This is a genomic window from Gammaproteobacteria bacterium, from assembly GCA_013817245.1.
Classification (GTDB): Bacteria; Pseudomonadota; Gammaproteobacteria; order HTCC5015; family HTCC5015; genus JACDDA01.
Window position 1 is genome coordinate 83,888 of the sequence record JACDDA010000006.1, and the last position, 26,466, is coordinate 110,353.

General features: G+C 43.8%; 25 protein-coding genes. 10 read left to right on the forward strand and 15 right to left on the reverse strand.

The features are described from left to right. Positions 1 to 136: 136 nt before the first annotated feature. On the forward strand, positions 137 to 877 hold the full coding sequence (locus tag H0W44_08660) for a hypothetical protein (protein MBA3582504.1): 741 nt from the start codon (positions 137 to 139) through the stop codon (positions 875 to 877). A gap of 98 nt (positions 878 to 975) precedes the next feature. Beyond that, entirely contained in the window at positions 976 to 1,668 is a 693-nt protein-coding gene (gene rnt, locus H0W44_08665; protein ID MBA3582505.1) for a ribonuclease T, read from the forward strand. A gap of 4 nt (positions 1,669 to 1,672) precedes the next feature. Here the strand turns inward: rnt and grxD are convergent, their stop codons facing one another. Then, a complete protein-coding gene (gene grxD, locus H0W44_08670) occupies positions 1,673 to 1,993 on the reverse strand; it encodes a Grx4 family monothiol glutaredoxin (protein ID MBA3582506.1) in 321 nt (106 codons plus the stop codon). A gap of 260 nt (positions 1,994 to 2,253) precedes the next feature. Here grxD and H0W44_08675 point away from each other — a divergent pair, with 260 nt between their 5' ends. The 3 genes from H0W44_08675 to argF all read left to right on the forward strand — a co-directional run bounded on the left by H0W44_08675 (position 2,254) and on the right by argF (position 5,177). Next, positions 2,254 to 2,865, forward strand: a complete 612-nt coding sequence (locus H0W44_08675; GenBank protein ID MBA3582507.1) for a urate hydroxylase PuuD — start codon at positions 2,254 to 2,256, stop codon at positions 2,863 to 2,865. A gap of 205 nt (positions 2,866 to 3,070) precedes the next feature. Next, positions 3,071 to 4,252, forward strand: a complete 1,182-nt coding sequence (locus H0W44_08680; GenBank protein ID MBA3582508.1) for an aspartate aminotransferase family protein — start codon at positions 3,071 to 3,073, stop codon at positions 4,250 to 4,252. A gap of 10 nt (positions 4,253 to 4,262) precedes the next feature. After that, the gene (argF, locus tag H0W44_08685; protein ID MBA3582509.1) at positions 4,263 to 5,177 is read left to right on the forward strand and encodes an ornithine carbamoyltransferase; all 915 of its coding nucleotides are present in this window, start codon (positions 4,263 to 4,265) and stop codon (positions 5,175 to 5,177) included. Positions 5,178 to 5,247: 70 nt separating this feature from the next. Here the strand turns inward: argF and phoU are convergent, their stop codons facing one another. The 7 genes from phoU to phoB all read right to left on the reverse strand — a co-directional run bounded on the left by phoU (position 5,248) and on the right by phoB (position 13,062). Next, complete coding sequence (phoU, locus tag H0W44_08690; protein ID MBA3582510.1) at positions 5,248 to 5,961, reverse strand: phosphate signaling complex protein PhoU; 714 nt, start codon at positions 5,959 to 5,961, stop codon at positions 5,248 to 5,250. A gap of 45 nt (positions 5,962 to 6,006) precedes the next feature. After that, positions 6,007 to 6,828, reverse strand: coding sequence for a phosphate ABC transporter ATP-binding protein (locus H0W44_08695; GenBank protein MBA3582511.1), 822 nt, complete (start codon positions 6,826 to 6,828; stop codon positions 6,007 to 6,009). 79 nt (positions 6,829 to 6,907) lie between these two features. Then, positions 6,908 to 8,197, reverse strand: coding sequence for a phosphate ABC transporter permease PstA (pstA, locus tag H0W44_08700; protein MBA3582512.1), 1,290 nt, complete (start codon positions 8,195 to 8,197; stop codon positions 6,908 to 6,910). Next, the gene (gene pstC / locus H0W44_08705) at positions 8,190 to 9,578 is read right to left on the reverse strand and encodes a phosphate ABC transporter permease subunit PstC (GenBank protein MBA3582513.1); all 1,389 of its coding nucleotides are present in this window, start codon (positions 9,576 to 9,578) and stop codon (positions 8,190 to 8,192) included. The genes pstA and pstC overlap by 8 nt, the downstream gene beginning before the upstream one ends. A gap of 154 nt (positions 9,579 to 9,732) precedes the next feature. Then, positions 9,733 to 10,785 (reverse strand): substrate-binding domain-containing protein, encoded by a 1,053-nt coding sequence (locus H0W44_08710; GenBank protein MBA3582514.1) that lies wholly within the window; start codon positions 10,783 to 10,785, stop codon positions 9,733 to 9,735. Positions 10,786 to 11,010: 225 nt separating this feature from the next. Next, entirely contained in the window at positions 11,011 to 12,315 is a 1,305-nt protein-coding gene (gene phoR, locus H0W44_08715) for a phosphate regulon sensor histidine kinase PhoR (protein MBA3582515.1), read from the reverse strand. A 57-nt stretch (positions 12,316 to 12,372) separates the two neighbouring features. Next, entirely contained in the window at positions 12,373 to 13,062 is a 690-nt protein-coding gene (gene phoB / locus H0W44_08720; GenBank protein ID MBA3582516.1) for a phosphate regulon transcriptional regulator PhoB, read from the reverse strand. A gap of 239 nt (positions 13,063 to 13,301) precedes the next feature. Here phoB and H0W44_08725 point away from each other — a divergent pair, with 239 nt between their 5' ends. The 4 genes from H0W44_08725 to ppk1 all read left to right on the forward strand — a co-directional run bounded on the left by H0W44_08725 (position 13,302) and on the right by ppk1 (position 17,617). After that, positions 13,302 to 13,985: an aquaporin gene (locus tag H0W44_08725; GenBank protein ID MBA3582517.1), complete on the forward strand. Its 684-nt coding sequence runs from the start codon at positions 13,302 to 13,304 to the stop codon at positions 13,983 to 13,985. Next, positions 13,982 to 14,395, forward strand: a complete 414-nt coding sequence (locus H0W44_08730; GenBank protein MBA3582518.1) for an arsenate reductase ArsC — start codon at positions 13,982 to 13,984, stop codon at positions 14,393 to 14,395. The genes H0W44_08725 and H0W44_08730 overlap by 4 nt, the downstream gene beginning before the upstream one ends. Before the next feature lie 105 nt (positions 14,396 to 14,500). Continuing rightward, positions 14,501 to 15,355, forward strand: a complete 855-nt coding sequence (gene nadC / locus H0W44_08735; protein ID MBA3582519.1) for a carboxylating nicotinate-nucleotide diphosphorylase — start codon at positions 14,501 to 14,503, stop codon at positions 15,353 to 15,355. An 81-nt stretch (positions 15,356 to 15,436) separates the two neighbouring features. Next, positions 15,437 to 17,617, forward strand: coding sequence for a polyphosphate kinase 1 (gene ppk1 / locus H0W44_08740; protein MBA3582520.1), 2,181 nt, complete (start codon positions 15,437 to 15,439; stop codon positions 17,615 to 17,617). Here the strand turns inward: ppk1 and H0W44_08745 are convergent. Next, positions 17,605 to 18,084 (reverse strand): histidine phosphatase family protein, encoded by a 480-nt coding sequence (locus tag H0W44_08745; GenBank protein ID MBA3582521.1) that lies wholly within the window; start codon positions 18,082 to 18,084, stop codon positions 17,605 to 17,607. The two genes, ppk1 and H0W44_08745, sit on opposite strands and share 13 nt — an antisense overlap. 45 nt (positions 18,085 to 18,129) lie before the next feature. On the opposite strand from H0W44_08745, the gene H0W44_08750 reads away from it, so the two are divergent. Further along, positions 18,130 to 19,620 (forward strand): Ppx/GppA family phosphatase, encoded by a 1,491-nt coding sequence (locus H0W44_08750; protein ID MBA3582522.1) that lies wholly within the window; start codon positions 18,130 to 18,132, stop codon positions 19,618 to 19,620. Positions 19,621 to 19,635: 15 nt separating this feature from the next. Here the strand turns inward: H0W44_08750 and H0W44_08755 are convergent, their stop codons facing one another. The 6 genes from H0W44_08755 to H0W44_08780 all read right to left on the reverse strand — a co-directional run bounded on the left by H0W44_08755 (position 19,636) and on the right by H0W44_08780 (position 26,444). Further along, complete coding sequence (locus tag H0W44_08755) at positions 19,636 to 20,322, reverse strand: hypothetical protein (GenBank protein MBA3582523.1); 687 nt, start codon at positions 20,320 to 20,322, stop codon at positions 19,636 to 19,638. 26 nt (positions 20,323 to 20,348) lie between these two features. Continuing rightward, complete coding sequence (gene nhaD / locus H0W44_08760) at positions 20,349 to 21,770, reverse strand: sodium:proton antiporter NhaD (protein ID MBA3582524.1); 1,422 nt, start codon at positions 21,768 to 21,770, stop codon at positions 20,349 to 20,351. A 62-nt stretch (positions 21,771 to 21,832) separates the two neighbouring features. Next, a complete protein-coding gene (locus H0W44_08765) occupies positions 21,833 to 22,735 on the reverse strand; it encodes an autotransporter domain-containing protein (protein ID MBA3582525.1) in 903 nt (300 codons plus the stop codon). A gap of 59 nt (positions 22,736 to 22,794) precedes the next feature. After that, positions 22,795 to 24,147 carry a metalloprotease PmbA gene (gene pmbA, locus H0W44_08770; protein MBA3582526.1) on the reverse strand — a complete coding sequence of 451 codons (1,353 nt, stop codon included), beginning with the start codon at positions 24,145 to 24,147 and terminating at the stop codon, positions 22,795 to 22,797. A gap of 3 nt (positions 24,148 to 24,150) precedes the next feature. Further along, the gene (gene tldD, locus H0W44_08775; protein ID MBA3582527.1) at positions 24,151 to 25,614 is read right to left on the reverse strand and encodes a metalloprotease TldD; all 1,464 of its coding nucleotides are present in this window, start codon (positions 25,612 to 25,614) and stop codon (positions 24,151 to 24,153) included. Beyond that, the gene (locus H0W44_08780) at positions 25,611 to 26,444 is read right to left on the reverse strand and encodes a carbon-nitrogen hydrolase family protein (GenBank protein ID MBA3582528.1); all 834 of its coding nucleotides are present in this window, start codon (positions 26,442 to 26,444) and stop codon (positions 25,611 to 25,613) included. The genes tldD and H0W44_08780 overlap by 4 nt, the downstream gene beginning before the upstream one ends. Positions 26,445 to 26,466: the final 22 nt, after the last annotated feature.

Here is a 26,466-nt window from a genome sequence, read left to right on the forward strand (position 1 = left end):
ACTCTCGCTTGCGTGCATTCTAACTGAAAAATCATTCAAAACTGTGAACCAAGTGCAATAGAAGCCACTTTTTACGATGGCTTTTGCGCATTTGCTAAGCCTATACTTGAAGCACATCTCCCTAAAGGACTAACCCATGAATACGCATGATGATCTTGAATTTGAAATGCGTCGCGCTTTTTTAGTACGCATGTTAACCATCGGCGCATTTGCCAGTATGCCACTTAGCTGGAGCAATTTAGCCGCGGCGGATCTCTTCGGTAAAAAACCTTATCGCATGCCGAATAACAAATCTATTTTTAATCTACAAGGCACTGTGCACGTTAACGGTTCAACGGTTGGTTATGACACTTTAATTAAAGCCAATGATGTTATTAAAACCGGACCCAAAAGCGGTATCGTTTTTGTAGTCGGTAAAGATGCTTTTATTATGCGCGCTGACAGTGAATTACATTTAAACGGCACTGAGTTTATTTTAAATCAAATGCGTTTAGTCTCCGGCAAAATTTTATCGGTGTTTGGTAAACGCGATCCAAAAGAACGTTTAGCATTATCGTCTACCATCGCCACTATTGGTATTCGTGGCACGGGCGTATATATGGAAGCGGATCCCGAACAAACCTATTTATGTACTTGTTATGGGAAAACAATGCTGAGTTCAATTCAAGACCCTAGCAGTGAAATTATAATCAACGCTCAACGTCATGACTCACCCCGTTATATTTTAGCGAAAGGTGCAAAAGGCGAACGCATTAAACCCGCACCAATGATTAATCACACGGATCTAGAACTCGGTTTAATAGAAGAGCTGGTCGGTCGCACGCCGCCGTTTGATGTTAAAGATATGAACTACGGTGCGCCGCGTCGTAGTTATTAAATTATATTTTTGTTACACACCGACTTAGTTATGCGCAAATAACTGGTCGGTGTGCCCGCAATTCTCTACAATCGCGCTTTGCTTACTGATTATTTCTCATGAATGATATTGCGCGACCTTATCGTATTGCACAACGCTTTCGCGGCTTTTTGCCGGTGGTCGTCGATGTTGAAACCGGTGGCTTTAATAAAGAAACCGATGCCTTGCTCGAAATCGCAGCCATTATTCTCGACATTAATGAACAAGGCCAATTGTTTCCCGCAGAAACGATTTCCGCTCATGTAGAACCTTTTCCTAACGCAAACATTGAACCCAAAGCTTTAGAAATTACCGGCATTAAACCGTTTAGTCCTTTGCGCATGGCGATGCCCGAAAAAGATGCGCTGCAACATATTTTTCAACCGATTCGTCGTGCGTTACGCGACCAACGTTGTAATCGCGCAATTTTGGTCGGACACAATGCTTTTTTTGATTTAGGCTTTTTAAATAAAGCGGTAGAACGCAACGCGATAAAACGTAATCCGTTTCATTTGTTTAGTCAGTTTGATACGGTTTCGTTAGCAGGTATGGCATACGGTCAAACGGTATTAGCACGCGCGGTGGAAGCAGCAGGCTTAACGTGGGATAACAAAGAAGCACATTCCGCTGTTTATGATGCAACACAAACAGCGGCGTTATTTTGTAATATTATTAATCGTTGGAATCATGTTTATCCGCCGTTACTCAGCCAATTGGCTGAAGATCCCATTTCGGAACTAGGTGCGGAACTCACTAATGAACCTGACAATTAACGATTTACGATTTGTTAACAGTCGCTAATAATTTTTGCAATTCGCCGGTTTGAAACATATCCGTCACAATATCGCAGCCGCCCACTAATTCACCGTTAACATATAACTGCGGAAATGTAGGCCAATCCGAATACTTCGGCAAATTCGCACGAATGTCTTGATCGAGCAAAATATTCACATACGCAAATTCTTTGCCGCATTGTTTTAATGCATCCACTGTGCGACTAGAAAAACCACACATAGGAAATTGCGGCGTTCCTTTCATATAAAGAATGATCGAATTCGTTTCGACCTGTTCTTTAATACGCGCCATGACATCATCCATCGCACTCACCTCATTCATCAATACTATCGAGACCGGCATTTTAGCGGGTTCTGCGCAATAAATTCACCTGTTCTACACACAATAAAAATTTCATTTCATCCAGACAAAGAATACCCATAGCTAATACAAGGACAAAATAGCCAGCCCTAACCACGACTTTTTACCCGCAAGTTTTATTGCAAGCCTACAGCCAAGCCAATACACTTAGCCGCACTTAACCCCCACACTTCACACCGACACTTCACTTATAAGAGGACATCATGAATCCATTAAATTCGATTCTAGGTACCATCGTTTCAGGCTTTATCGCTGCCGCATTGGCTTGGCTGGTATTGCACACCCCCGCGGGCGATACACTCGTCAAATTCAATCTGTGGTCTTTAGCCGTATGGTTCCATGTCTTAGCCGGCATTACCTGGATCGGTTTATTGTATTACTTCAATTTCGTGCAAACCCCCGCCATGGCACAAGCCACGGCTGACGGTACACCTGGCCCTGCTGCTATTAGCAAATACGTCGCACCCCGCGCTTTATTATGGTTCCGTTGGTCAGCTGTTGTGACCTGGTTAACCGGCGCAATGGCATTAGAAGCTATGCATGCGGGTCCTGGTAGCGGTGTAACCGCAGCGTTCACTTTTGTTGAAGGCTGGCGCATTATTGGTTTGGGCGCTTGGTTAGGCACCATCATGTTATTTAACGTATGGGTTTTAATTTGGCCAAACCAAAAGAAAATTCTCGGTATCGTGCCTGCAACCGATGCGCAAAAAGCGACCGCTCGCAAAGTCGCGGCAATGGCTTCACGCACCAACGTTTTATTATCGATCCCGATGTTATTGTGCATGACCAGCCAATTCCACGGCTTACCTTTCTAAACGCTGTAAATTTAATTGGTACTACTCTGAAGCCCGCACTGCGGGCTTCATTTTTTCTAGCTAAAAATCCGCGTTATTTGCCTGAATACGCCTTAATACATAAAAACTACGAAACAATGCTGGCTGATGTTTTTTAGCATCGAGTTGTTATAATGGACGTTCTCGGCAGCCTTCCGCTGCCGTTTTTATTTTCTAGGTTAAGTTAATGCAGGATGACAGTGTAATGCCTACTTATAAACGGCTCCCCGTGGCGTTCAGTCATGGTGAAAATGTCTGGCTGTACGATACCGAAGGTCAGCGTTATTTAGATGCGCTCGGCGGCATCGCAGTATGTGCTTTAGGTCATGCGCATCCTGCTATTAGTCACGCTATCTGCGAACAAGCGGGTCGTTTATTACATTCATCAAACTTGTATGAAATTCCTTTGCAAAGCGCATTAGCCAACAAACTCTGTCAGTTAAGTGGTTTAGATAAAGTATTTTTTTGTAACTCAGGCGCAGAAGCGAATGAAACGGCGATTAAAATCGCACGTCGTTACGCGCATCAACGCAATATTACGGCGCCCGTGATTGTTGTCATGGAGGGTGCGTTTCATGGTCGTACCTTAGCGACACTCACCGCGACGGCCAATCCAAAAGCGCAAGAAGGTTTTGGACCTTTAGTCCCAGGGTTTTTACGCGTTGCGTATGACGATATAGCGGCGTTAGAAGCCTTACAAGATTCCAACATCGTCGCCGTTTTAGTAGAACCCATTCAAGGCGAAGGTGGCATTCGTGTTCCCCAAACACATTATTTAAAACGTTTGCGTGAATTATGCGATCAACGTCAGTGGTTGCTAATGTTAGATGAAATTCAAAGCGGTATAGGACGCACCGGACAATGGTTTGCGTTTCAACACGATAATATTTTACCCGATGTCATGACTATCGCTAAAGCGTTAGGTAATGGTGTGCCGATCGGCGCATGTTTAGCGCGCGGTGTTGCGGCTGAACAATTACAAGCCGGTAGTCATGGCACGACGTTTGGCGGCAACCCTTTAGCTGCACGCGCGGCGTTAGCAGTGATTGAAACTATTGAAAACGAAAGTTTGATTGTTCGTACTAAAAGTTTAGGCGAACGCATGCTCCGTTATTTTCAAAAGGCTTTTGCACAACAACCGCGCGTCACCCGAATTCAAGGTAAAGGTTTAATGCTCGGCATTGAACTGGATCGCGATTGTCCTGAATTAGTTACGCTCGCGTTAGCTCGCAAATTATTAATTAATGTAACGGCGGGTCGTGTGATTCGTTTATTACCACCTTATATTTTGACTGATCAAGCAGCTGATGAGATCGCAGAACAAGTAGTTGCACTGGTCAATGATTATTTAACTCAGCATCCTGCGTAAGGAATTCAGCATGCCGGTACAACATTTTTTAAGTTTATTAGATTTAAGTCCTCAAACATTAGATGACTTACTGAATCGCGCAATCGAATTAAAACAGTGGCAACATCAAGGTAAAAGTCATACACCGTTACCGCAAAAAGTATTAGGCATGATTTTCGAAAAAGCCTCTACGCGCACGCGGATTTCTTTTGAAGCCGGCATGATTCAACTGGGCGGCCAAGCCATATTTTTAGCACCCGAACATACTCAACTCGGTCGTGGCGAACCGATCGCTGATACTGCACGCGTGTTATCACGCATGGTGGATATCATCATGATTCGCACCTTTGCACATAAAACTGCAGAGCAACTGGCCGCGCATTCAACCGTACCTGTGATTAATGGTTTAACGGATTTATTTCATCCCTGCCAATTGCTCGCAGATTTACAAACCTATCGCGAACACCGCGGCAGCATTAAAGACAAAACTGTGGCATGGATTGGTGACGGCAATAATATGTGCAACTCTTATATTAACGCTGCGCATCAATTTGGTTTTACGCTCAACATTGCTTGCCCCGCGGGTTATGAACCCTCATCGGCGATACAAGCGATTGCAAAAAATCGTATTAACCTGAGTCACGATCCATTTATTGCTGCGCATAATGCAGACTTAGTGGTAACCGATGTCTGGGCCAGTATGGGCAGTGAAAATGAAAAAGCAATCCGCGAACAAGCTTTTAAACAGTATCAAGTCACTAGCGACGTAATGGCCACCGCTCACCCCGATGCTTTATTCATGCATTGTTTACCGGCGCATCGCGGCGAAGAAGTAGCGGCTGACGTGATTGATGGAAAACAAAGCGTGGTGTGGGATGAAGCCGAAAATCGTCTACATGCACAAAAAGCTTTATTAGAATATTTATTAATGACCGCCAAGAAATAAAAACGCCCGCAAGCTGCGGGCGTAATATTAAAATTTATCTAAAAATTAATAATTATAATATTTATAAAAATTAAGAACGGCCGTGTACAACTGCTTCAATTTGTTCCAAGCTAACGTGACGCACGTCTTTACCTTTCACCATAAAAATTACATATTCACAAATGTTCTTGGCGTGATCGCCAATACGCTCTAAAGCGCGAGCGCACCACATCACTTGTAACACATGACGAATCGAACGCGGATCTTCCATCATATAAGTAATTAACTGACGCATTAAGCCTTCAAACTCAGTATTCACAGCCTCGTCTTCTGCGGCCACACGTACCGCTTGTACATCGTCCATACGCGCAAAGGCATCTAACGCATCGTGCAATTCTTTACGCACGTGATGACCCAGATGTTTAAGCTGCGTAAAATAACCAGGTGCACGATCTGTAGTGGCTAACTCTACTGAAAAACGTCCAATTTTTTCAGCTTCATCACCAATACGTTCTAAATCAGTAATCGTTTTTAATATCGCAACGATTGCACGCAAATCACTCGCCGCAGGCTGACGCAGTGCAATAACTTTTGTGCACAGTTCATCAATCTCTACTTCCATAGCATTTACTTTAAAATCAGACGCCGCCACGATACCGCCTAAAGCGCCATCACTATCAATTAATGCCTTTAAACCATCGGCCACTTGTTTTTCTACCAAGCCACCCATCGCGAGTACTTTATTGCGTACCATTTCCATGTCTTGTTCGAACTGATGCGAAGTATGTCCGCCTAATTTATTCATAAACGTATCCCTTAAACTGTAGTGACGGTTACAATCGAAATGGTTTTAACCAAAACGGCCCGTAATATAATCTTCTGTTAATTTATGCGATGGATTCGTGAAAATATCAGACGTTGTACCTACTTCAATTAAACGTCCCATATGAAAGTAGGCTGTGCGTTGCGATACACGTGCGGCTTGTTGCATAGAATGCGTCACAATCGCAATGGTGTAGTTCTGCCGTAACTCGGTCATCAACTCTTCAATTTTAGCAGTGGCAATAGGATCTAATGCCGAACAAGGTTCATCCATTAAAATCACATCAGGACTAACTGCAATGGTGCGCGCAATACATAAACGTTGTTGTTGACCACCTGACAAACCCGTGCCGGCTTGATCTAAACGATCTTTAACTTCATTCCATAAACCCGCTCTTTCCAACGACGTCGTCACAATTTCATCTAGTTCTGCTTTGTGTTCTGCTAAACCATGAATGCGGGGACCATAAGCAACATTGTCATAAATTGATTTAGGAAAAGGATTCGGTTTTTGGAAGACCATACCGATGCGGGCGCGCAACGGTACTACATCTAATTTTTTATCATGAATATCTTGGCCATCTAATTCAATTTTACCGGTCACACGACAGCTATCAATCGTATCATTCATGCGATTTAAGCAACGTAAAAAAGTTGATTTGCCGCAACCTGATGGGCCAATCATCGCAATCACTTGATTCGCGCCAATATCCAAACTGACATTTTGAATAGCTTGTTTTTCGCCGTAATACACATTGACATCACGGATCACCATACGCGGATTAGCGGCGGTAATGTCACCGACTGTGCCCTCAAACGCAATATCTTGACCACCAGAAAAATCACTCATTTTGCTCTCACCTATATCAAAGGCACTTGATGCTACTGTGCTCATATTTTATTCCTCATCTAACATCGTATCAAAAGGCTTACCAACGGCGCTCAAATCTTTTACGTAATAAGACCGCGAATAAATTCATCGTTACTAAAAAAGCCAACAAAACCATAATCGCCGCCGAGGTCAATGCCACAAAACCTCGTTCTGGACTATCAGACCACAAATAAATTTGTACCGGCAACACGGTTGCTGCTGACAATGGATCAGTAGGAATATCAACAATAAAAGCGACCATACCAATCATTAACAACGGTGCTGTTTCACCTAACGCATGGGCAACACCAATAATGGCGCCAGTTAACATGCCTGGCATTGCTAACGGTAATACGTGATGCGTAACAACTTGCATCTTTGATGCACCAATACCGAGTGCTGCTTCTCGAATAGAAGGTGGTACGGATTTAATTGCAGCACGACCGGCGATAATAATCGTCGGCAATGTCACCAACGCCAACACAATACCGCCCACTAACGGCACCGAGCGCGGCATGCCAAAGAAATTTAAAAATACCGCTAGACCCAATAAACCGAATACGACAGAAGGCACTGCAGCAAGATTATTGATATTGACTTCAATCATGTCAGTCCAAATATTTTTAGGCGCAAATTCTTCCAAATAAATTGCGGCCGCAATACCAATGGGGAATGCCAACAACAAGGTCACTAAAATCGTATACAAAGAACCAATTAACGCGCCTTTAATGCCTGCTAATTCTGGATCGCGCGAATCACCGGCAGTAAATAAGGTCCAGTTAAAGCGGGCTTCAATAGCATTTTCTTGTTCTAACTGTTTTAACCACGTTAATTGATTATCATTTAAACGACGATCAGCTTCAGCGCCCGTCGTGTCCATCAAACCTTTATGATAGGTGTCGACGTCATCATCAGCCAATATCCAAATACTTTTTTGCGTGTTTAACCATTGTGGATTATCTAGAAATTGATCGCTTAATTTATAAGAAGCACCTGTACTGACCATGCTATTAAGCTGTCTTTTTGCTGCTCTATCAGTAGCCTCCGGAAATTTATTCCGTAACGCTTCTCTAATCACGCCTTGAAAATCAGCTTGTTGAACAGCTGCTTTATCATTGACATCATTAATACCTAAGGTAGCCGCATCAAAAACGATATCTAGCTTAATGTAGGTTTGATAAAACGCAGGCAAACCGCTACTGACTATAGACGTCAATAAAGTCGCTAAAAAACCTAAAGCTAAAATAATCGACAATAAACCTAAAAAACGGAAGCGTCGTTCAGAACGATAGCGTTTTTTCAAACTCGCTTCGACGCGTTCTGCGGTATTTTTAATTTTATTACTCATACTGCTCCCGATATTTCTTCACTATATGTAATGCAAATATATTCAAACACAAAGTAATAAAGAACAACAACAAACCTAAGGCAAATGCCGCTAAGGTTTTCGGACTATCAAATTCTTGATCACCTACTAACAACGTCACAATCTGCACTGTCACCGTGGTTACCGATTCCAATGGATTCGCGGTTAGTTTTGCCGATAGACCAGCGGCCATTACTACAATCATGGTTTCACCAATCGCTCGCGAAGCCGCTAACAAAATACCGCCCATCACACCGGGTAAGGCCGCGGGCAATACCACTTGGCGTATCGTTTCTGAACGAGTAGAACCCAACGCATACGCGCCATCGCGTAATGATTGCGGCACTGCATTTATCACGTCATCTGATAATGATGAAACAAACGGAATAATCATAATCCCCATGACCACGCCTGCGGCTAGCGCACTTTCCGATGACACATCTAATCCCATCGATGTACCCCAACTACGAAACAGCGGAGCAACAACTAACACTGCAAAAAAACCGTACACCACGGTAGGAATACCGGCCAACACTTCGATTAATGGTTTTACATAAGTACGCACACGCTTATCGGCATACTCTGCCAAATAAATTGCCGACATTAATCCAACAGGGACTGCAACCACCATCGCGATAAATGAAATTAATAAAGTACCTGCCACCAACGGCACGGTACCAAAAGCACCTGACGAACCCTCTTGATCGGCACGAATCGCCATTTGTGGTGACCATTGCAAACCAAATAAGAATTCAGTCAGTGGCACTATTTGGAAAAAGCGAATCGATTCAAATAAAACCGATAACAAAATACCTAACGTCGTTAAAACCGCAATAGTTGAACTTAAAATTAAAAAAAGTTTAATAAAGGTTTCAACATGGGTGCGTGCGCGTAAGGTCGGTCGAATCCGACTAAACGTTAAACCGGCGCCCAACGCTGCAATTAATAAAACCAACACAGCTTTAGCTGCGTCAGCCGTCTGCACTAAGGATTTATAACGTTGTGCAGCCGCTTGGATAAATTCTTCGTAACTGGATAAATTTTCAACACTGCTTTGTGCAGCATTTTTAATATCATTAATTACCAAACTCATTCTTGCGTCGTCTAAATGCGCTTGTTCCGCAGGTAATTCACGGACTACTAATTGAGTAATAATTTGATCTTGAAATACCATCCAAACCAACAAAAACAACACCGCAGGTACGGCGCACCATAATGCGGTTAGATGGCCGTAATAGCCCGGTAACGCTGCTAAGTCGCGCGTTTTACCAGGGCCAACGACCGCGAGCGAACGCTTTAATCCAAAATAATAAGCTAACAGTGTGCAGCCGAGAATCAGCAAAACCAATGTTGATGTATTCATATGTTTTTCTATCCAAATCTACAATTGCTAAACGAATTATAAAATTGCATCGCTTTTTAACACTTAAAAAACTGGGCGATTCATCACCGCCCAGTCATTTTTAGATCGCTCATCCTTGTGCACTGTGTTATTCACACCGTAATTTTTCAAATAATTATTTCAATTCTTTACTATAGAGCTTGGTTTTAGCTTTAACACTAGACACTACAGCTTTGTATTTATCAGCTGGCAACGGTACTAAACCACGTTCGGTTAAGTAGCCTTCTTCGCCCATCGCTTTTTCGCTGATGAACTCTTCAACGTATTCAAACAAACCTCGTACACGACCGATATGGTCTTTCTTCACATAGAAGAACATAGGACGCGCAATAGGATATTTGCCAGAAGCGATACTTTCAAAAGTAGGTGCATTACCATCAATAATAGAACCCTGAACCTTGTCAGCATTTTGATCTAAGAAACTAAAACCAAACACGCCTAAAGCATGCGGGTTCGCGCCTAATTTTTGTACGATTAAGTTATCGTTTTCACCGGCTTCGATGTAATGACCATCTTCACGCAACGTGCGGCAAGATTTTTCCCAGGCTTTTTTATCGATAATGAGGGTTTTCACTGCAGGAACTTTTTTGCAGCCGCCTTCGATTGCCAATTCATTGAAAGAATCACGGGTACCTGAAGTAGGCGGCGGTCCGATAACTTCAATTTTTTCTTTAGGCAAGCTTGGGTTTACATCGCTCCACAACTTATTGGGATTAGGAATCATTTTTTTGCCGGCTGCATCGGGCACTTCACGTGCTAATGCCAAATAAAGATCCTTCAAGCTAATGTTCCATTGTTTAGCGGTTTTTGAATTTGCAATTACAATGCCGTCATAACCAATTGGAACTTCAATAATATCTTTCACGCCATTTTCACGGCATTTTTCGAATTCGCTTAATTTAATACGACGTGACGCATTCGCTATATCAGCATACTCAACGCCTACACCTTCGCAAAACAATTTCAAACTACCACCGGTACCGTGTGATTCCACTTTAGGGGTTTTAAAGCCACTGCTTTTACCAAATTTTTCAGCAACGACTGTTGAAAAAGGATAAACAGTTGAAGAGCTAACAATAAATACATAATCACGAGCTGCTGCCAACGCGCTGGTTGACATAACGGCCAACAACGAAAGCGCTGTCACTGCTGTTAATAGTTTTTTCACAAGAACCTCCAAAAAAGACATTAGAAAGAACAAGAACCACTAAGTAGAGCGACTTTCACTGCATCAAAAGAAACTGCGGGGGAACAGTATTTACATCCATTTACACAGCAGCGAAAGTCTCTCACTTAGAGGTTCCCGTACTGGCTGGCAGTGTCCATTTACCGCGTAACAAGTGTATGTATTAAATGTGACAGATTTGTTACAAAAACCGGTTTTTAGGTCTGCCTAGCGCGGTTGCACCACGACCCGATGCGCTGGAAAAACGACCCGGAATTGGCTGCCCACGCCGGCCGTGCTGTGAATATCAAAAGTCGCTTGGTGACGGGCAACGACGTGTTTAACAATTGATAAACCCAAGCCACTACCGCCTTTATCCCGCGCCCGACCGGCATCAACGCGATAAAAACGTTCGGTTAACCGCGGTATATGCTCTATCGGAATGCCGGGACCTTGGTCAATCACTTCAAAAATCGCACCCTGTTCACCGTGCAAATGCCAATGCACTTGCACCGCCGTATCGGCAGGCGTGTGTCGAATAGCGTTGTAAACCAGATTTGATAATAAACTGCGCAATTCCGTGTCGGCGCCCAATAGACACAGGCTTTCATCCACGTCCCAGGTCAGTTTATGCCCCGTATTGGCTGTCAGATGCAGGGCTTCTTCGCGCAAACTCGCCAATATAGAAGGCACATGGACACGTTGTTCGGGGGCCGCGCGGCCATCGTTTTCAAGGCGAGATAATTCTAATAAATCATGCACGATGTGTTGCAAACGCAAACCTTGTTGACGCACCGAACGCAAAATATGACGTTGTTCTTCATCAAAACTTTCGTCATCGGCCAAGGTTTCAAGATAGCCTGTCATCACGGTCAGCGGTGTGCGTAGTTCATGCGACACATTGGCCACAAAATCTTTGCGCATGGTTTGCGCGCGCATTAAGGTGCTGACATCACGCGCAGTAAACAAACGCGAATCATCAGCAAACCGAATCACGCGGATGTTTAAGGTCATGCGTTCATCAACAGGCGCCAATAAATTCAAGGTTTCTTCCGTATCAGGACCGGTAATATATTCATGAAACGCAGGATCACGAATCAAGTTATCAATGCGTTGACCAAAATCTTGCGGCGTGCGAATGCCGAGTAATTGCTCAGCGGTATTATTAGCCCATTCGATTTCTAAATTATTGCGCAATAAAACCGTGGCATCGGGTAATGCGGCGGCAGTGGCTTGAAAACGTTGTAACACTTGGCGTAGATGTTGTTTGCGTTGTTGATGTCGACGTTGAATGCGAAACACATAACGCGCCAGTTGTTCCCATACGCCTGAAAAATCCGGTACTCGATCAATATCTGCACCACTTTCTAACCAACGGGATAAGCGTTTCGCTTGATAAAAATGCCAGGCCAACAATAAGGCCGATGCCACTCCTAAGCCTAAACTCCACAATCCTGTCAATAAACCGAATAACAATGCGAAAAAAAGCGCAACTACAATGCGCCAGCGTTCGACAATCCAATATTCGATCATAAGTAATAGCCGTTGCTGTTGAGTATGTTGTTAACGTCGTAAAGCTGAATCTTGCTTTCACTTAAAAGAAAAGCGATAACCCGACCCGCGTACCGTTTGAATTAAAGCATCGAAATTATACGGCTTTAAGAGCTTGCGTAGGCGTAAAACATGCACGTCGACGGTACGATCTTCGACATAGGCATTGCGCCCCCAGACGTGATCTAACAATTGCGCGCGATTATAAACACGATCAGGGTGATTCATAAAAAATTGCAGTAAACGAAATTCGGTCGGACCCATGTTAATTTCTTTATTTTTCGCTAAGACTCGATGCGCACTAGGATCTAAAACTAAATCGCCAAACGCCAAGGAAATCCCTTGTTCCGTAGGTTCTATGCGCCGTAATAAAGCGCGAATACGGGCGACGAGTTCTTTGGGTGAAAAAGGTTTGGTTAAATAATCGTCGGCACCTGAATCTAGCCCGTGGACTTTATCGTCTTCATCGCCACGGGCGGTCAACATAATGATCGGAATTTGGCGGGTCAATTCATCGCGTTTAAAACGGCGGATTAATTCGATGCCACTGACGTCGGGTAACATCCAATCCATCAAAATCACATCGGGCAATTTATCCGCAAGCTGCACTTGCGCCCGCTGCCCATCGGCAGCTTCTAAACACTCCAAACCTGCACGGCGCAAGGCAAAACTAATCATTTCCCGAATCGCTTGTTCGTCTTCAACGATCAATACGCGTTTGCCGCTCATTGCATTGTTCATAGCATTCATACGATATCGTTCCCTAATGTTAACCCTAGCTAGACCCGATGCAACAGCATCGAACCTTTTTAGCAGGGCTGATTCTATGAAGCGAAAATGACAATTCCGTGACAGTTAAGAAGTTTTGTCATATCTATTAAGTATCTCCAGACGTATTCACCTAGTCTGTCCTAAGCCTTTCATGGTTATGTCATAAAACTATCACATTCAGATTATAGATTACTCACATGCGTGCTTATCTTGCGGAATTACTCGGAACCTTTGGTCTGGTGCTGGTCGGCACGGGCGCCATTATCGTTAATGATGTCAGTGGTGGTCTACTGGGCAATGCGGGCATTGCACTGGCCTTTGCGGTAATCGTATTCCTTATGATATGTAGCTTTGCCCATCTCTCCGGCGCACATATTAATCCGGCGGTTAGCATGGTCTTCGCGCTAACGGGCCATTTGGCGTGGCGCAAGCTAGGTAACTATTGGTTGGCGCAATGTTGCGGCGCTTTACTTGCCAGCGGCTTATTACACTTACTGTTTCAACATGCCACTTTAGGCGCTACGGTGCCTACGCCTAAATATCCAGCACTCTTAGCCTTTGGCTTAGAAATCGTCATTAGCAGTATTTTGATGCTGAGTATTTTTTATGTAATACAGCAACATTTTTCACGTATCAAAAGTGCGGCCTTAATTGGTAGCGTAGTAGGTTTAGCGGCTTTTTTGGTAGGCCCGCTAACGGGCGCATCGATGAATCCTGCACGATCGTTAGGTCCCGCTTTAATCAGCGGTCATTTTCAACATTTATGGATTTATTTAACCGCGCCGATATTAGGCATGTTGTTGGCGGTGCCCGCCTGCCAAAAAATTACCCGTAAAACCCTCTGCGCCAGTGGCGCTTGCTGTAATGAGGTCCCCGCATGAAAACCACGCTGCCACTGAATACATCTAAAAACGTCGTGTTCGTTTGTGTTGAAAACAGTTGCCGCAGTCAAATAGCCGAAGGTTTTGCGCGTTTACACCAACGCGCTGACGTGATTATTTATAGCGCGGGTTCGAAGCCTTCTGGCGTTATTAATCCGCGCGCCATTCAATTTATGCAAGAAGTGGGCAGTGATCTGACGAGGCAAGGCTCTAAATCATTAGACGAGATTCCCGATATCGTTTATGACGCAGTCATCACCATGGGCTGCGGCGATGCGTGTCCGTTTTTGCGTGGCAAATTCCGCGAAGATTGGGGTTTGGCCGATCCTAAACATTTAAGCGACGATGAATTTCGCGCCATTCGTGACACTATTCAAACGCGTGTTGCCGCACTGTTCCAGCAAATCTAAAAAACTTATACGGCTTTAGGTCATAACGACGTATCTAATAGGGCGACAATTGCGCTCACCATGGCATAAAATCCACACACTGACTTTGCATCTGCCGGTGTCCCTATGAATGCCTTGCGTTTACCTAACTTAGATATTATTCGCGAAAACGTCCGCGCCGCTTTAGCTGAAGATATTGGCAGTGGCGATGTTACCGCACGCTTATTAACCAGCGCCGAGTGGTCAGAAGCCACTATTATTTGCCGTCAAGAAGCGGTTATCAGCGGCATTGAATGGGCACGCGAAACCTTTACGCAAGTTGATCCACGCATTGAAACGCAATGGTTGATTCATGACAGTGATCGCTTATCCGCCAACACGCAAGTCGCCCGCTTACGCGGACCCGCCGCGAGCTTGTTAACGGCTGAACGTACCGCGTTAAATTTTTTACAAACATTAAGCGGTACTGCAACACAAGCGCGACAACTTGTTGATTTAATCGCCGGCACCCACGTCACGCTGTTAGACACACGCAAAACAATTCCAGGTTTACGGGCTGCACAAAAATACGCCGTTACTTGCGGTGGCTGCGAAAATCATCGGCATGGTTTATACGATGCCATTCTGATTAAAGAAAACCATATCACGGCAGCGGGCAGCATTACTGCCGCTATTCATTTAGCGCGCGCGCAATCACCGACTATTTTCTTAATTGTCGAAGTTGAAACGTTTGAGGAATTAAAAGCAGCTTTAAGCGCTAAGCCTGATCGTATTTTGCTGGACAACTTCACCCCCACTGCTTTACGCGAAGCAGTGACACTCACCGCCGGCAGAATTCCCTTAGAAGCATCCGGCAATATTCGTCGCGACAATATTCGTTTATTTGCTGAAACCGGCGTCAACTACCTTTCGATGGGAACGTTGACCAAAGATATCAAAGCCATCGATTTATCTTTACGCCTGACTAACGCACGATTCTAAATTTAGTAGAGAGTTGTAACAAATCTGCAACATAATGTGTTTACAAAGTAGCCTCTATCCCTATTACCCCGAGTTGTTTTTATGGCAATGCCAGCGGATTCTTTTATGCCCAATGCAAGCTTAGATCCTGTTCACTTAGATGATCCGTCTTTATATCTTAATCGCGAACTGACGTGGTTACGCTTTAACGAACGTGTTTTGCATGAAGCAGAAATTGCCAGCAATCCGTTGTTGGAAAAATTAAAATTTATCGCCATCGTAAGTTCTAATCTAGACGAATTTTTTATGAAACGCATTGGCGGCTTAAAAGAACAAGTCGGCGCCGGCGTACAAGAGCTCACCCTTGACGGTCGTAATCCGCAACAACAAATTGATGAATGCGCTGAACATGTACGCGCACTGGAAGCCCGCAAATCTCAATTATTACCCAAAATTCTTAATGACTTGCATAATGCGGGTATTCGCATTTTGAATTATCAAGATTTAAAAAAATCGAAATGCGCATTATTACGAGACTATTACATTCATAATATTTTCCCCTTAGTAACGCCGCAATCAATTGATCCTGCACATCCGTTCCCTTTTATTTCAAATTTATCGTTAAATTTATTGGTGACTCTGCGTCATCCAAAAAACCAACAAGCTTTATTAGCTCGCGTTAAAGTACCGATTGGAAATGGCATTCATCGTTTCATCGCTTTAGAAAAAGAAGATAGACAACAAAACTACGTTGAATACGTGCGTCTTGAAGACATTATTGGCAACAATTTAGATATTTTATTTCCAGGCATGGAAGTGCTGGCTTACGAGTGTTTTCACGTCACTCGAAATTCCAACACGGAACGTGATGAATCCAATGCCGATGATTTATTAGAATTGATCGAATCCGAATTACGTGATCGCAAATTTGCACCGATTGTACGTATTGTTGTAGAGCACAATATGGACACACAACGACGTCAATTCCTGATTAACGAATTAGGTTTGCAGCAACAAGATGTTTATGACACTGAACACATGATGGCCTTGCGCGATTTATGGGAGCTGGTTGGGATTGAACGCCCTGATTTACATGACACGCCGCATCATCCTTTAGATCATCCCTTGCTCAGCGCGCATCAATCTATTTTTACTGCTATTCGCGAAAACAATGGCATTTTTTTACATCATCCTTACGATAGTTTTGCCACATCAGTAGAACGCTTAGTGAAAGAAGCGCGCCATGACCCGGCCGTACGCGCGATTAAGATGACGATTTATCGCACGTCAAAAGACACTAAAATTATTGAATATCTAATTGACGCCGCGCGTAACGGCAAACAAGTTGCGGTAGTGATGGAATTAAAAGCGCGCTTTGATGAAGCCGCCAATATTCATTGGGCGAACAGTTTAGAAGAAGCCGGCATCCACGTAACCTATGGCGTGGTCGGACTCAAAACTCATGCAAAAGTTATTTTAGTTGTACGCCAAGAGGAAGAAGGTTTGCGCCGTTACATGCACATCGGCACGGGTAATTACCATGCGGGCACCGCACGTTTATATACGGACGTGGGTTTATTAACATGCGATACGGATATTGCGCATGATGTCAGCGAATTATTTAATTTTTTAACCACGGGTTATACGCCAAAACGCGATTACCGAAAATTATTACCCGCGCCTACTTTATTAAAACAAAATTTAATAAAAAAGATTAATCGCGAAATCGCGCATGCCAAAGAAGGCAAAAAAACCGCCATTCAATTCAAAATGAATGCGCTGGAAGATATTGATATTTGTAAGGCCTTGTATCAAGCCTCACAAGCTGGCGTGACAGTGCAGTTAATCGTGCGTGATACGTGTCGTCTGCGTCCTGGGATTAAAGACATTTCAGATAATATTCATGTCATCAGTATTGTTGGAAGATTTTTAGAACACGCGCGGATTTATTATTTTTATAATAATGGTCAAGAAGAATACTATATTGGTTCTGCCGATCTAATGATGCGCAATTTAGAACGACGCGTTGAAGTAGTAACGCCGGTAGAACCTGAACATTTGTCTCAACATTTACGAACGATCTTAGATATTAATTTAGCGGATCAGCGTAATGTCTGGGAGATGCAAGCAGATGGGCATTATCTGCAACGCCAACCTAAAGACGCTGAAACAAAAGGTTGTCAGGAATTATTTATCGAGCTTGCCCAAAAACGCGGAAAAACTCGTTTGGCTAAAAGCAACAAAGGTCTCTCAAAAAAACGTCGCAAACGTCAAGGCGTATAGCGCTCGATTAAATACGCGGCGCCTGCGGATAAATTTGGCCACGCGCCTTGAAATTGAAAAATAACTGCACCCGCCGTTGGTAATGCAGGCATGCTCTTATTTACTAACACATTGGCAAGATCGCTCAAGCCGGGATTATGACCAATTAAAATCACATGATGCGCGGCGGCGGGTAAACCTTGTAAGCTTTTTATCAAATGATCTGTATTAGCTAAATACAAGTCTGCACGATAATCCACGTTAATATCGCTAAATCCAGCCAACAACGCTGCGCACGTTTGGCGAGTGCGTATCGATGACGAACACAAAACATAATCTATCGCTTGACTACGTGCGGCGAACCATGTGTTTAGCGCCGCCATGCTCTCTTGTCCGGTCGCACTCAAATTACGCTGAATATCAACACTGGCCTCTACCGCTTCGGCATGCCTAATAAGACAAAGGGTTTTTTGTGCTCGCTCTGGCATAATAAAACAATAACTCTTTAATATAAGTAATGCATTGGATACTAAATGTTTGATAAAACCAAATTAATCGTAGTAGTGGATCTAGGTTCCAATAGCTTTCACATGACCGTCACACGGTCTCATGATGGCCAGCTTACCGTAATCGATAGCTTAAAGGAAAGTGTTCGGCTCGCCGCCGGCGTGACTGCTGAACACACGCTCGATACCGTCACACAAAAACGTGCCTTAGAATGTTTAGCGCGTTTCGCGCAACGCTTACAAAATATTAAACATGATGGTATACGCGTCGTCGGTACTAATGCACTGCGCCAAGCTCATCAAGCCGAAGACTTTGTGGCATTAGCAGAAAAAACGTTAGGCCATCGAATTGACATTATTTCTGGTATTGAAGAAGCACGGTTAATTTATGCCGGTGTTTATCAAGATCATCCCTTACCTGAACGCCGCAACTTAGTCATTGATATCGGTGGCGGCAGTACCGAATTTATTATTGGTGAAGGTCCAACCCCGCGTACGCTTGAAAGTTTATACATGGGCTGCGTTAATTTTACGCGCCGGTTTTTTGACGCCGGTTATTCGCATAAACGTATGCAACAAGCGATTACCGCTGCACGTCAAGAACTAGAACCCATTGAAATTTCTTTTCGTGCATTAGGCTGGCAACATGTATTAGGTTCTTCAGGCAGCATTCGCAGCATTGAAGATACCTTGTTGCAACTTAAACTCAGCGAGCACGGTATTACTGCCAGTGGACTTAAAAAATTGCATCAACTGCTAGCCAAAGACGACAGATTGCCGAACTTAAGCGCTGATCGCCGGCCGGTGTTTTTTGGTGGTTTAGCTATTTTAACTGCTGCATTTGATGCTTTAAATATTGAACACATGGAATATTCTAACAGCGCATTACGCGAAGGCGTATTACATGAATTGCTCGGTCGGCAACGCCAAAATGATGTGCGCAATACTACCATTCAACATTTTGTACAACGTTATGCAATTGATAAAACCCATGCGCAACGTGTGCAAAAAACCGCGCGATCTTTTTATCAACAAGCTCAAATCAATTGGTTATTGAGTAACGATAATAAAGAACTAGCGGATTACCTAGATTGGGCGGCGCAGTTACATGAAATCGGTTTGGCCGTGGCGCACAGCGGTTATCATCGCCATGGCGCTTATTTATTACGCCATTCTGATATGCCGGGATTTTCGATACGCGAACAAAAATATTTAGCGCTACTCGTCAATGCGCATCGTCGAAAAATTCGTGCTGAGTACTTCAAAGAAATCTCCAGCGTAGAGCGGCCTATTTTATTAAAATTATTATTAATACTGCGTATATCCGTGCTACTACATCGCAATCGATTAGATAATTTTTTACCTGACTTAAAAATCAGCGCGCATTTACAAGGGATAACATTGTCGATTGCAGAAAAATGGTTGCAAGAACATCCGTTGACCTTGGCGGATATCCAAGAAGAACAAAAACACTGGAGTAATAATGGTTTTGAGTTATTGCTTAAAACTCAGCTCTAAATTCTGCAACACAATTTATTTAGACAAGGGCAAACGCTGCGCTAATTTAGCAAATATGTTTTGCAACAGAATGGTTTCACTGGGCGGTGATGGAAATAAATTTTCTGGATATTGATCATTTTGTTTCAAGTTAGCTGCAGGTTGATCAGTTACCTGCGAGGCGCTTGCTGCATCAGCCAAAGACCAACCGCTAGCAACACGACCACTTAACTGCGCATCATAAACCACAATTTTTACCGCTATTTGGCGCGTGGTCGTAAACGTCGTTTTTTTGTTTTTTTCAGCAACATCTTGAGTTATCCATTGACCCTCAATATTTGCAAATAGCCAATAGCGAATGGGTAACTTTTCTTTAGCCATGCGCAACATACCGCTGCTAGCAGTGCCTTGAAAAGCAAAGCTATCCAACATCTGTGTGTGCACACTACTACCGATCGCTAAGCGAGCGTCGCGATACGCAACATAGCGATATTCTGGTCGCTGCGTTTGATACGCCTTATACAACATAGTGGCATGCCCTTCGCGATCTTCCTTAATATTCATGCCACTGTTAGCTACTACGCCAACGATAACCATGCCACCTGCGCGTAAAGTCTCTGCGCTCCATGCGCGTTGACCTTCGTACAAAACACTTTGACTGCCGCACGCGGTTAAAATCAACAAGAGTGCCGACCCAAAAACGGTACGTATTATTTTTTTCATATGAATATCTATAAGCGCATCATTGATTAAAAATATTTTGCATTCAGCCAAAAATGACAAGCAATACTCGCGGCATACCCTAACGCAATTGCCCATGTCCATTTAAGGTGTGCAAAAAATGTATAAGTGCCACGAGCTTGCCCCATCACGGCAACACCCGCAGCTGAACCAATTGATAATAAAGAACCGCCAACACCCGCAGTCAGTGTTACCAACAACCATTGACCATGACTCATATCAGGCAACATCGTTAACACCGCGAACATCACAGGAATATTATCAACCACGGCTGAAATAATACCGACCAATATATTTGCCTGAGTTGCGCCTAATTGACCGTACATCATATGCGACATGACTCCCAGATAACCTAATGCACCCAAGCCGCCCACACACAAAATGATGCCGTAAAAAAACATCAGCGTGTCCCACTCAACACGTTCCATGGATTGAAAAATATTAAATTGAGAAGCCGGTTGACCGGGTACTGATAAGGCTTTTTCACCTAAATAATGATCGTTGGCAATTCGCATATCACAACGTTTTAGATAATAGCCATAAAATTTTAACAACCCTAAACCGGTCATCATGCCTAGCACTGGTGGCAGATGTAAGAAGTTATGTCCACATACTGCCAAAATAATGGTTAAAACAAATAAAGCAACCACCGTCCAAGCGCCTTTACGCACATCGGCGTTCATATTTTGTGCAGGCGGTTTTTCTTTGCCTACAGTGAAACTCATAATAATTGCGGGTACAAACCAGTTGACTAAAGAAGGCAAAAACAAAACAAAAAATTCATGGAATTTAAGCACGCCTTTTTGCCATACCATTAAGGTCGTAATATCACCAAAGGGACTAAAGGCTCCACCTGCATTTGCGGCTACCACGACATTGATACAAGCCACTACAATAAACTTTTTATTATCAGCCGCCAGCGTTAGTACTACGGCCGACATTAATAAGGCCGTCGTTAAATTATCTGCAACGCCTGAAATGAAAAACGCCAAAATACCGGTAATCCAAAATAATTGACGCAAAGAAAATCCGCGGGATACCAACCACACACGTAATGCTCTAAATACACCACGTTCATCCATGGTGTTAATATAAGTCATCGCTGCCAACAAAAATAAAAACAATTCACCATATTCTAATAAATTATGTCTAACAAATTGCCCTGCACTGTGCGTGTCACCTGACTGCACTAACACCCCGGCAACCAACGCCCAAATAATACCGGCTGCCACTACTACAGGTTTTGATTTGCGCAAATGCAAATGCTCTTCCATGATAACCAAAGCATACGCAAACACAAAAATAGCCAAACAAAGATAACCAACCCAATGCGTGGTTAAATTTAATGCAGGTAATTCTGCAGCCGCATTTGCAACGCCAGACAACAATGTTAGCAGCGTTAATAAAAGACCTTTTTTTGACCAAGCCATAGATACACCTTTATGCAGGGTAATAAATTATGATTAATTAACTTACCTATACGTCGTCATACTTAAAAAGCTGCACGTAAGCCTAAACGAAATGCTAATTGATCCCACTGTCCACCATTTAAATCAGTAGAATATTCATTACCATCCGCTGCATAAATCGTGTCGGTGCCTTCGAGAATTTCACTGCTAGCCCACATAAGATTGGTCGTCAAATATAAATGCTCCACTAACATTACTTCAGCGCCGCCATTTAATTCATATCCAAGATAAGCGGAATCATGATCAAAACTTTTAGGATGACTAAAGTCGCTACGTAAATTCCAGTTTGCGTAGCCATAATAATCACCCGTGCGTAACAAAAATTCGGCATTAAAACGTACACGCCGCAAATCGACATTCGCGCGCGCGCCTACCCACAAGCCCTTCCACTCAGAATTATAGGTGGAATTAAGGCCATCAAAAGGACCATACGCAGGAATAGTTTGGAAACCATCGGTCATGACTAAATTTAATTCGCGATATTCAACACCCGCTAAAGGTATCAAGCTCACATGCCGACCTATTTTAAATTGATAACCCGCACCGATTCGCATATCTAAGGTATCGCCATCGCTCGCATTATTATTGGACCGAGAATATTCACCACGACGATCATCGAAGTCATAATCCGAATCTTGATTTTGGCCACTAGTGATCGTGCCATAACCGAGCGTGCCATAAACTGCCACACCAATAGGCGCAACAAATTGTGTATCAAGCCGTAATTCGGTAATTTCTAAATTACTCCACGTTAATTCTGATAAGACATTCGGCTCATAACCATAAGGCGCGGCGATATTCCAATCAAAGTTATCTTCACGCGCACCTACTTGCAAGCCAACGTTAACTGCGGCTTGTGCTTGGATGGCGAATAACGACAAACTAGCTAAAATTATTGCAGTGATAGTTAATTTAAAACGTACCATTAGTATTTCTCCTTAGTATTTCTCGGGCTGATCGGATCAGTCAATTTTTAAAAATAAAACTATTCACCGGCTATCATCATGCTTTTTAACAAAATAGAACCGGTGCACACATTACTACGCCGATCAATGTCGTTACCAATAGCTTCAATATTTTGAAACATTAGCGGTAACTGTCCAGCAATCGTAATTTCTTGTACGGGATATGCGATCTCGCCGTTTTCAATCCAAAACCCTGCGGCGCCACGCGAATAATCACCCGTGACTAAATTTACACCTTGTCCCATTAATTCTGTGACCAACAAACCGGTGTTCATCACACGTAACAAATCCGTGAATGAATGTCCGGTAGATTCAACCTGTAAATTGCGCACGCCGCCGGCATTGGCGGTCGTTATCAAGCCTAAACGTCGTGCGCTATAACTGTTTAATACATAGGATTGCAAAATACCTTGCTCAACAAAAGTCCGTGCTTGGGTAGCAACACCTTCAGAATCAAACGGCGCACTGCCTAACGCTTTTAATAAATGCGGTTGCTCATGAATTTTAACAAACGTCGGAAAAATATTTTTGCCGAGGCTATCCACTAAAAAACTAGATTGTCGATACAAGGCGCTACCGCGAATTGCGCCAAGAAAATTACCAATCAAACTCCGCGCCGCTTCCGGTGCAAATAACACCGGTACTTGTCCGGTGGGAATGCGTTGTCCACCTAAACGTGCTTTAGCACGCGCTGCTGCTTGTAAACCAATGGCTTCTGCAGTTTCTAGCGCAGCAGGATAACGCGCGGTACTAAACCAATAATCTCGTTCCATTAAACCTTGTGCATCACTCGCAATAACCGAACAAGAAATGCTATGGCGCGTACCGGCGTAACCGCCTAAAAATCCATGCGTGTTGCCGTACAAACTTAAGGCTTCACCAATGCTAACTGACGCGCCTTCTGAATTCGTTATCAGCGGATCACGCAACGCAGCTGCTTCACATTCTTTGGCTAATTGAATGGCGGCCGCCGTTGATAAATCCCAAGGATGATCTAATTGCAAATCAAGAATACTGTTCGCTAATAATTCAGCCGGTGCTAAACCCGCATAAGGATCTTCTGCGGTATAACGCGCAATACCTAATGCTGCGTTAACGGTAGCACGTAAACCTGCAGGCGTTAATTCCGATGTGCTAGCAGAACCTTTACGCTGACCTTGATACACGGTGATAGATAAACCGCGATCACGATGATGCTCTAAGGTTTCAATTTCACCTTTGCGTACCGTAATGCCTAAACCTTGACCTAAACTTAAACTCGCTTCTGCAGCGGTCGCGCCTAAGCGTGTGGCTTCATGCAAAGCAAATTCAACATGATCGGCGAGTTGCGTAGGAGAAAAACGTTCTGGTATTTGCAGTAATCGTGAAGCCATAAATTATGCAGCAGTGCCACCTACAGTAAGTGAATCTATTTTTAAGGTCGGCTGACCTACACCGACGGGTACGCTTTGGCCTTCTTTACCACAGGTGCCCACACCGCTATCAAATTTTAAATCATGACCGACGCGTGAAATACTTTGCATGACTTCAGGCCCGTTACCAATTAACGTCGCGCCTTTAACGGGTGCAGTAATTTTACCGTCTTCGATTAAATAAGCTTCAGCCGCAGAAAATACAAATTTGCCACTGGTGATATCGACTTGGCCACCACCAAAATTAACTGCATATAAACCCCGTTTTACGGAACGAATAATATCGTGTGGATCATCTTGTCCGGCTAACATATAAGTATTGGTCATACGCGGCATAGGTAAATGCGCATACGATTCACGCCGTCCACTACCGGTAGAATTTTTACCCATCAATCGTGCATTGTGTTTATCGAGTAAGTAACCTTTTAAAATACCGTTCTCGATTAAAATATTATGCTGGGTCGGTGTGCCTTCATCATCAACATTTAAAGAACCACGTCGACCCGTTAAAGTGCCATCATCGACTACCGTGCATAAAGGTGAAGCAACTTGTTCGCCGATACGACCGGAAAATGCGGAACTACCTTTACGATTAAAATCACCTTCTAAACCATGACCCACCGCTTCATGTAATAAAACACCGGGCCAACCCGACCCTAATACCACCGGCATCACACCGGCAGGTGCATCAATGGCTTCTAAGTTTAATAATGCTTGGCGCACTGCGTCTTGAACATAAACATCCACTTGCGTCGCATCAAATAATTGCAAGCCAGTACGTGCGCCGCCGCCCGCGCTGCCTTGTTCACGACGCTTACCTTGTTCAACAATCACGCTAATATTAAAACGCACGAGTGGGCGAACATCTGCCGCTAAGGTGCCATCTGTATTAATCACTAACATAATATCGTGCACCGCAGCCAAACTAACAAATACTTGTTTGACACGCGGATCTTGCGCACGCGCTAAGCGATCAGCACGTTCTAATAAAGCAATTTTTTCTTGGGTAGGAATACTTTGCAGTGGATCGAGCGCATCATATAAAACATGCGGTGTAGTCGCGTGTAATTTTTTAGTTACACAACGACCGACGCTGCCAATGTTACGCGCAGTACGCGCCGCTTCAAGTAAAGCGGGTAGTTGTAAATCTTCAGAATATGCAAAACCAGTTTGTTCGCCATATACTGCGCGTAAACCTGCACCTTGTTCACGGCTATAACTACCTTCGCGGACAATGCCATCTTCTAACATCCAGCCTTCGGATTGACTCAGCTGAAAATAAACATCACCAAAATCAATTCGCGCATGCGCTAATTCGTTTAAGATTTTTTGTAACGCTTGATCGTCTAAATCATACGGCGCTAATAATTGCGCACGCGCGAGTGCTATTGTATTAGCAGAACCAGCACTGCGCGGTTGCTCACTCATTTCTGCAGTTTTCCAGCTAATCCAAAGCGCCGATGTTTTAAAGCGGGAAAACGTTCACGAGTGGCGCGCAGTTTTGCTAAATCAACATCCGCCATCACATGACCAGAACCTGTTGGCAAACATCCTAAAACCGCGCCCCACGGATCAATAATCATACTATGGCCATAGGTTTCGCGACCATTCATGTGATAACCACCTTGGCCTGATGCTAAAACATAACATTGATTCTCAATCGCCCGCGCTTGCAACAGCGGCAACCAATGCGCACGTCCGGTAATCGCAGTAAACGCGCTAGGTACTGCTAAAATTTCCATGCCTTGCTCAATCTGCCGCCGAAAAATTTCCGGAAAACGAATATCGTAACAAACGCTTAAACCAAGTTTACCCATCGGCGTGTCAACCACCACGACATCATCACCCGCTTCGATAAAGTCGGATTCTTGATAACGCTCTTCACCGTTGGGCAATGACACGTCGAACATATGCATTTTGTCGTAGCGGCCGCGCAACTCACCTTTCTCGTCATACACTAAAACTGATGAACGACAATGTTTAGGATCTTTGGTTTTTAAGGGAATTGCACCACCCACTAACCAAATACCTTCACTGCGCGCCGTGTCGGCTAAAAATTTTTGAATAGGTCCTTGACCTAAACTTTCCATGACATCTAATTTGTCTGCTTGATTAACACCCATATGCGCAAAATGTTCTGGCAACACGGCCATGCGTGCGCCTTTCGCTACCGCATCGGCGATAAGCCGTCGACAAGTTTGTAAATTAGGATCTACTTTAGGGCCAGAGGCCATTTGAATACAGGCGATTTTTGTCACAACACATCCATCATCAAGTGAG

What these genes read in the sequence shown, in the direction of transcription:
- argF (MBA3582509.1), top strand. Translation starts at nt 4,263, where the DNA reads ATGCCGGTACAACATTTTTTAAGTTTATTAGATTTAAGTCCTCAAACA.
- rnt (MBA3582505.1), top strand. Translation starts at nt 976, where the DNA reads ATGAATGATATTGCGCGACCTTATCGTATTGCACAACGCTTTCGCGGC.
- H0W44_08675 (MBA3582507.1), top strand. Translation starts at nt 2,254, where the DNA reads ATGAATCCATTAAATTCGATTCTAGGTACCATCGTTTCAGGCTTTATC.
- grxD (MBA3582506.1), bottom strand. Translation starts at nt 1,993, where the DNA reads ATGGATGATGTCATGGCGCGTATTAAAGAACAGGTCGAAACGAATTCG.
- H0W44_08745 (MBA3582521.1), bottom strand. Translation starts at nt 18,084, where the DNA reads ATGCCAGAGCGAGCACAAAAAACCCTTTGTCTTATTAGGCATGCCGAA.
- H0W44_08750 (MBA3582522.1), top strand. Translation starts at nt 18,130, where the DNA reads ATGTTTGATAAAACCAAATTAATCGTAGTAGTGGATCTAGGTTCCAAT.
- phoB (MBA3582516.1), bottom strand. Translation starts at nt 13,062, where the DNA reads ATGAGCGGCAAACGCGTATTGATCGTTGAAGACGAACAAGCGATTCGG.
- H0W44_08725 (MBA3582517.1), top strand. Translation starts at nt 13,302, where the DNA reads ATGCGTGCTTATCTTGCGGAATTACTCGGAACCTTTGGTCTGGTGCTG.
- pstA (MBA3582512.1), bottom strand. Translation starts at nt 8,197, where the DNA reads ATGAGTAATAAAATTAAAAATACCGCAGAACGCGTCGAAGCGAGTTTG.
- nadC (MBA3582519.1), top strand. Translation starts at nt 14,501, where the DNA reads ATGAATGCCTTGCGTTTACCTAACTTAGATATTATTCGCGAAAACGTC.
- phoU (MBA3582510.1), bottom strand. Translation starts at nt 5,961, where the DNA reads ATGAATAAATTAGGCGGACATACTTCGCATCAGTTCGAACAAGACATG.
- H0W44_08765 (MBA3582525.1), bottom strand. Translation starts at nt 22,735, where the DNA reads ATGGTACGTTTTAAATTAACTATCACTGCAATAATTTTAGCTAGTTTG.
- nhaD (MBA3582524.1), bottom strand. Translation starts at nt 21,770, where the DNA reads ATGGCTTGGTCAAAAAAAGGTCTTTTATTAACGCTGCTAACATTGTTG.
- H0W44_08660 (MBA3582504.1), top strand. Translation starts at nt 137, where the DNA reads ATGAATACGCATGATGATCTTGAATTTGAAATGCGTCGCGCTTTTTTA.
- pstC (MBA3582513.1), bottom strand. Translation starts at nt 9,578, where the DNA reads ATGAATACATCAACATTGGTTTTGCTGATTCTCGGCTGCACACTGTTA.
- ppk1 (MBA3582520.1), top strand. Translation starts at nt 15,437, where the DNA reads ATGGCAATGCCAGCGGATTCTTTTATGCCCAATGCAAGCTTAGATCCT.
- H0W44_08680 (MBA3582508.1), top strand. Translation starts at nt 3,071, where the DNA reads ATGCAGGATGACAGTGTAATGCCTACTTATAAACGGCTCCCCGTGGCG.
- H0W44_08730 (MBA3582518.1), top strand. Translation starts at nt 13,982, where the DNA reads ATGAAAACCACGCTGCCACTGAATACATCTAAAAACGTCGTGTTCGTT.
- H0W44_08695 (MBA3582511.1), bottom strand. Translation starts at nt 6,828, where the DNA reads ATGAGTGATTTTTCTGGTGGTCAAGATATTGCGTTTGAGGGCACAGTC.
- H0W44_08755 (MBA3582523.1), bottom strand. Translation starts at nt 20,322, where the DNA reads ATGAAAAAAATAATACGTACCGTTTTTGGGTCGGCACTCTTGTTGATT.
- phoR (MBA3582515.1), bottom strand. Translation starts at nt 12,315, where the DNA reads ATGATCGAATATTGGATTGTCGAACGCTGGCGCATTGTAGTTGCGCTT.
- pmbA (MBA3582526.1), bottom strand. Translation starts at nt 24,147, where the DNA reads ATGGCTTCACGATTACTGCAAATACCAGAACGTTTTTCTCCTACGCAA.
- tldD (MBA3582527.1), bottom strand. Translation starts at nt 25,614, where the DNA reads ATGAGTGAGCAACCGCGCAGTGCTGGTTCTGCTAATACAATAGCACTC.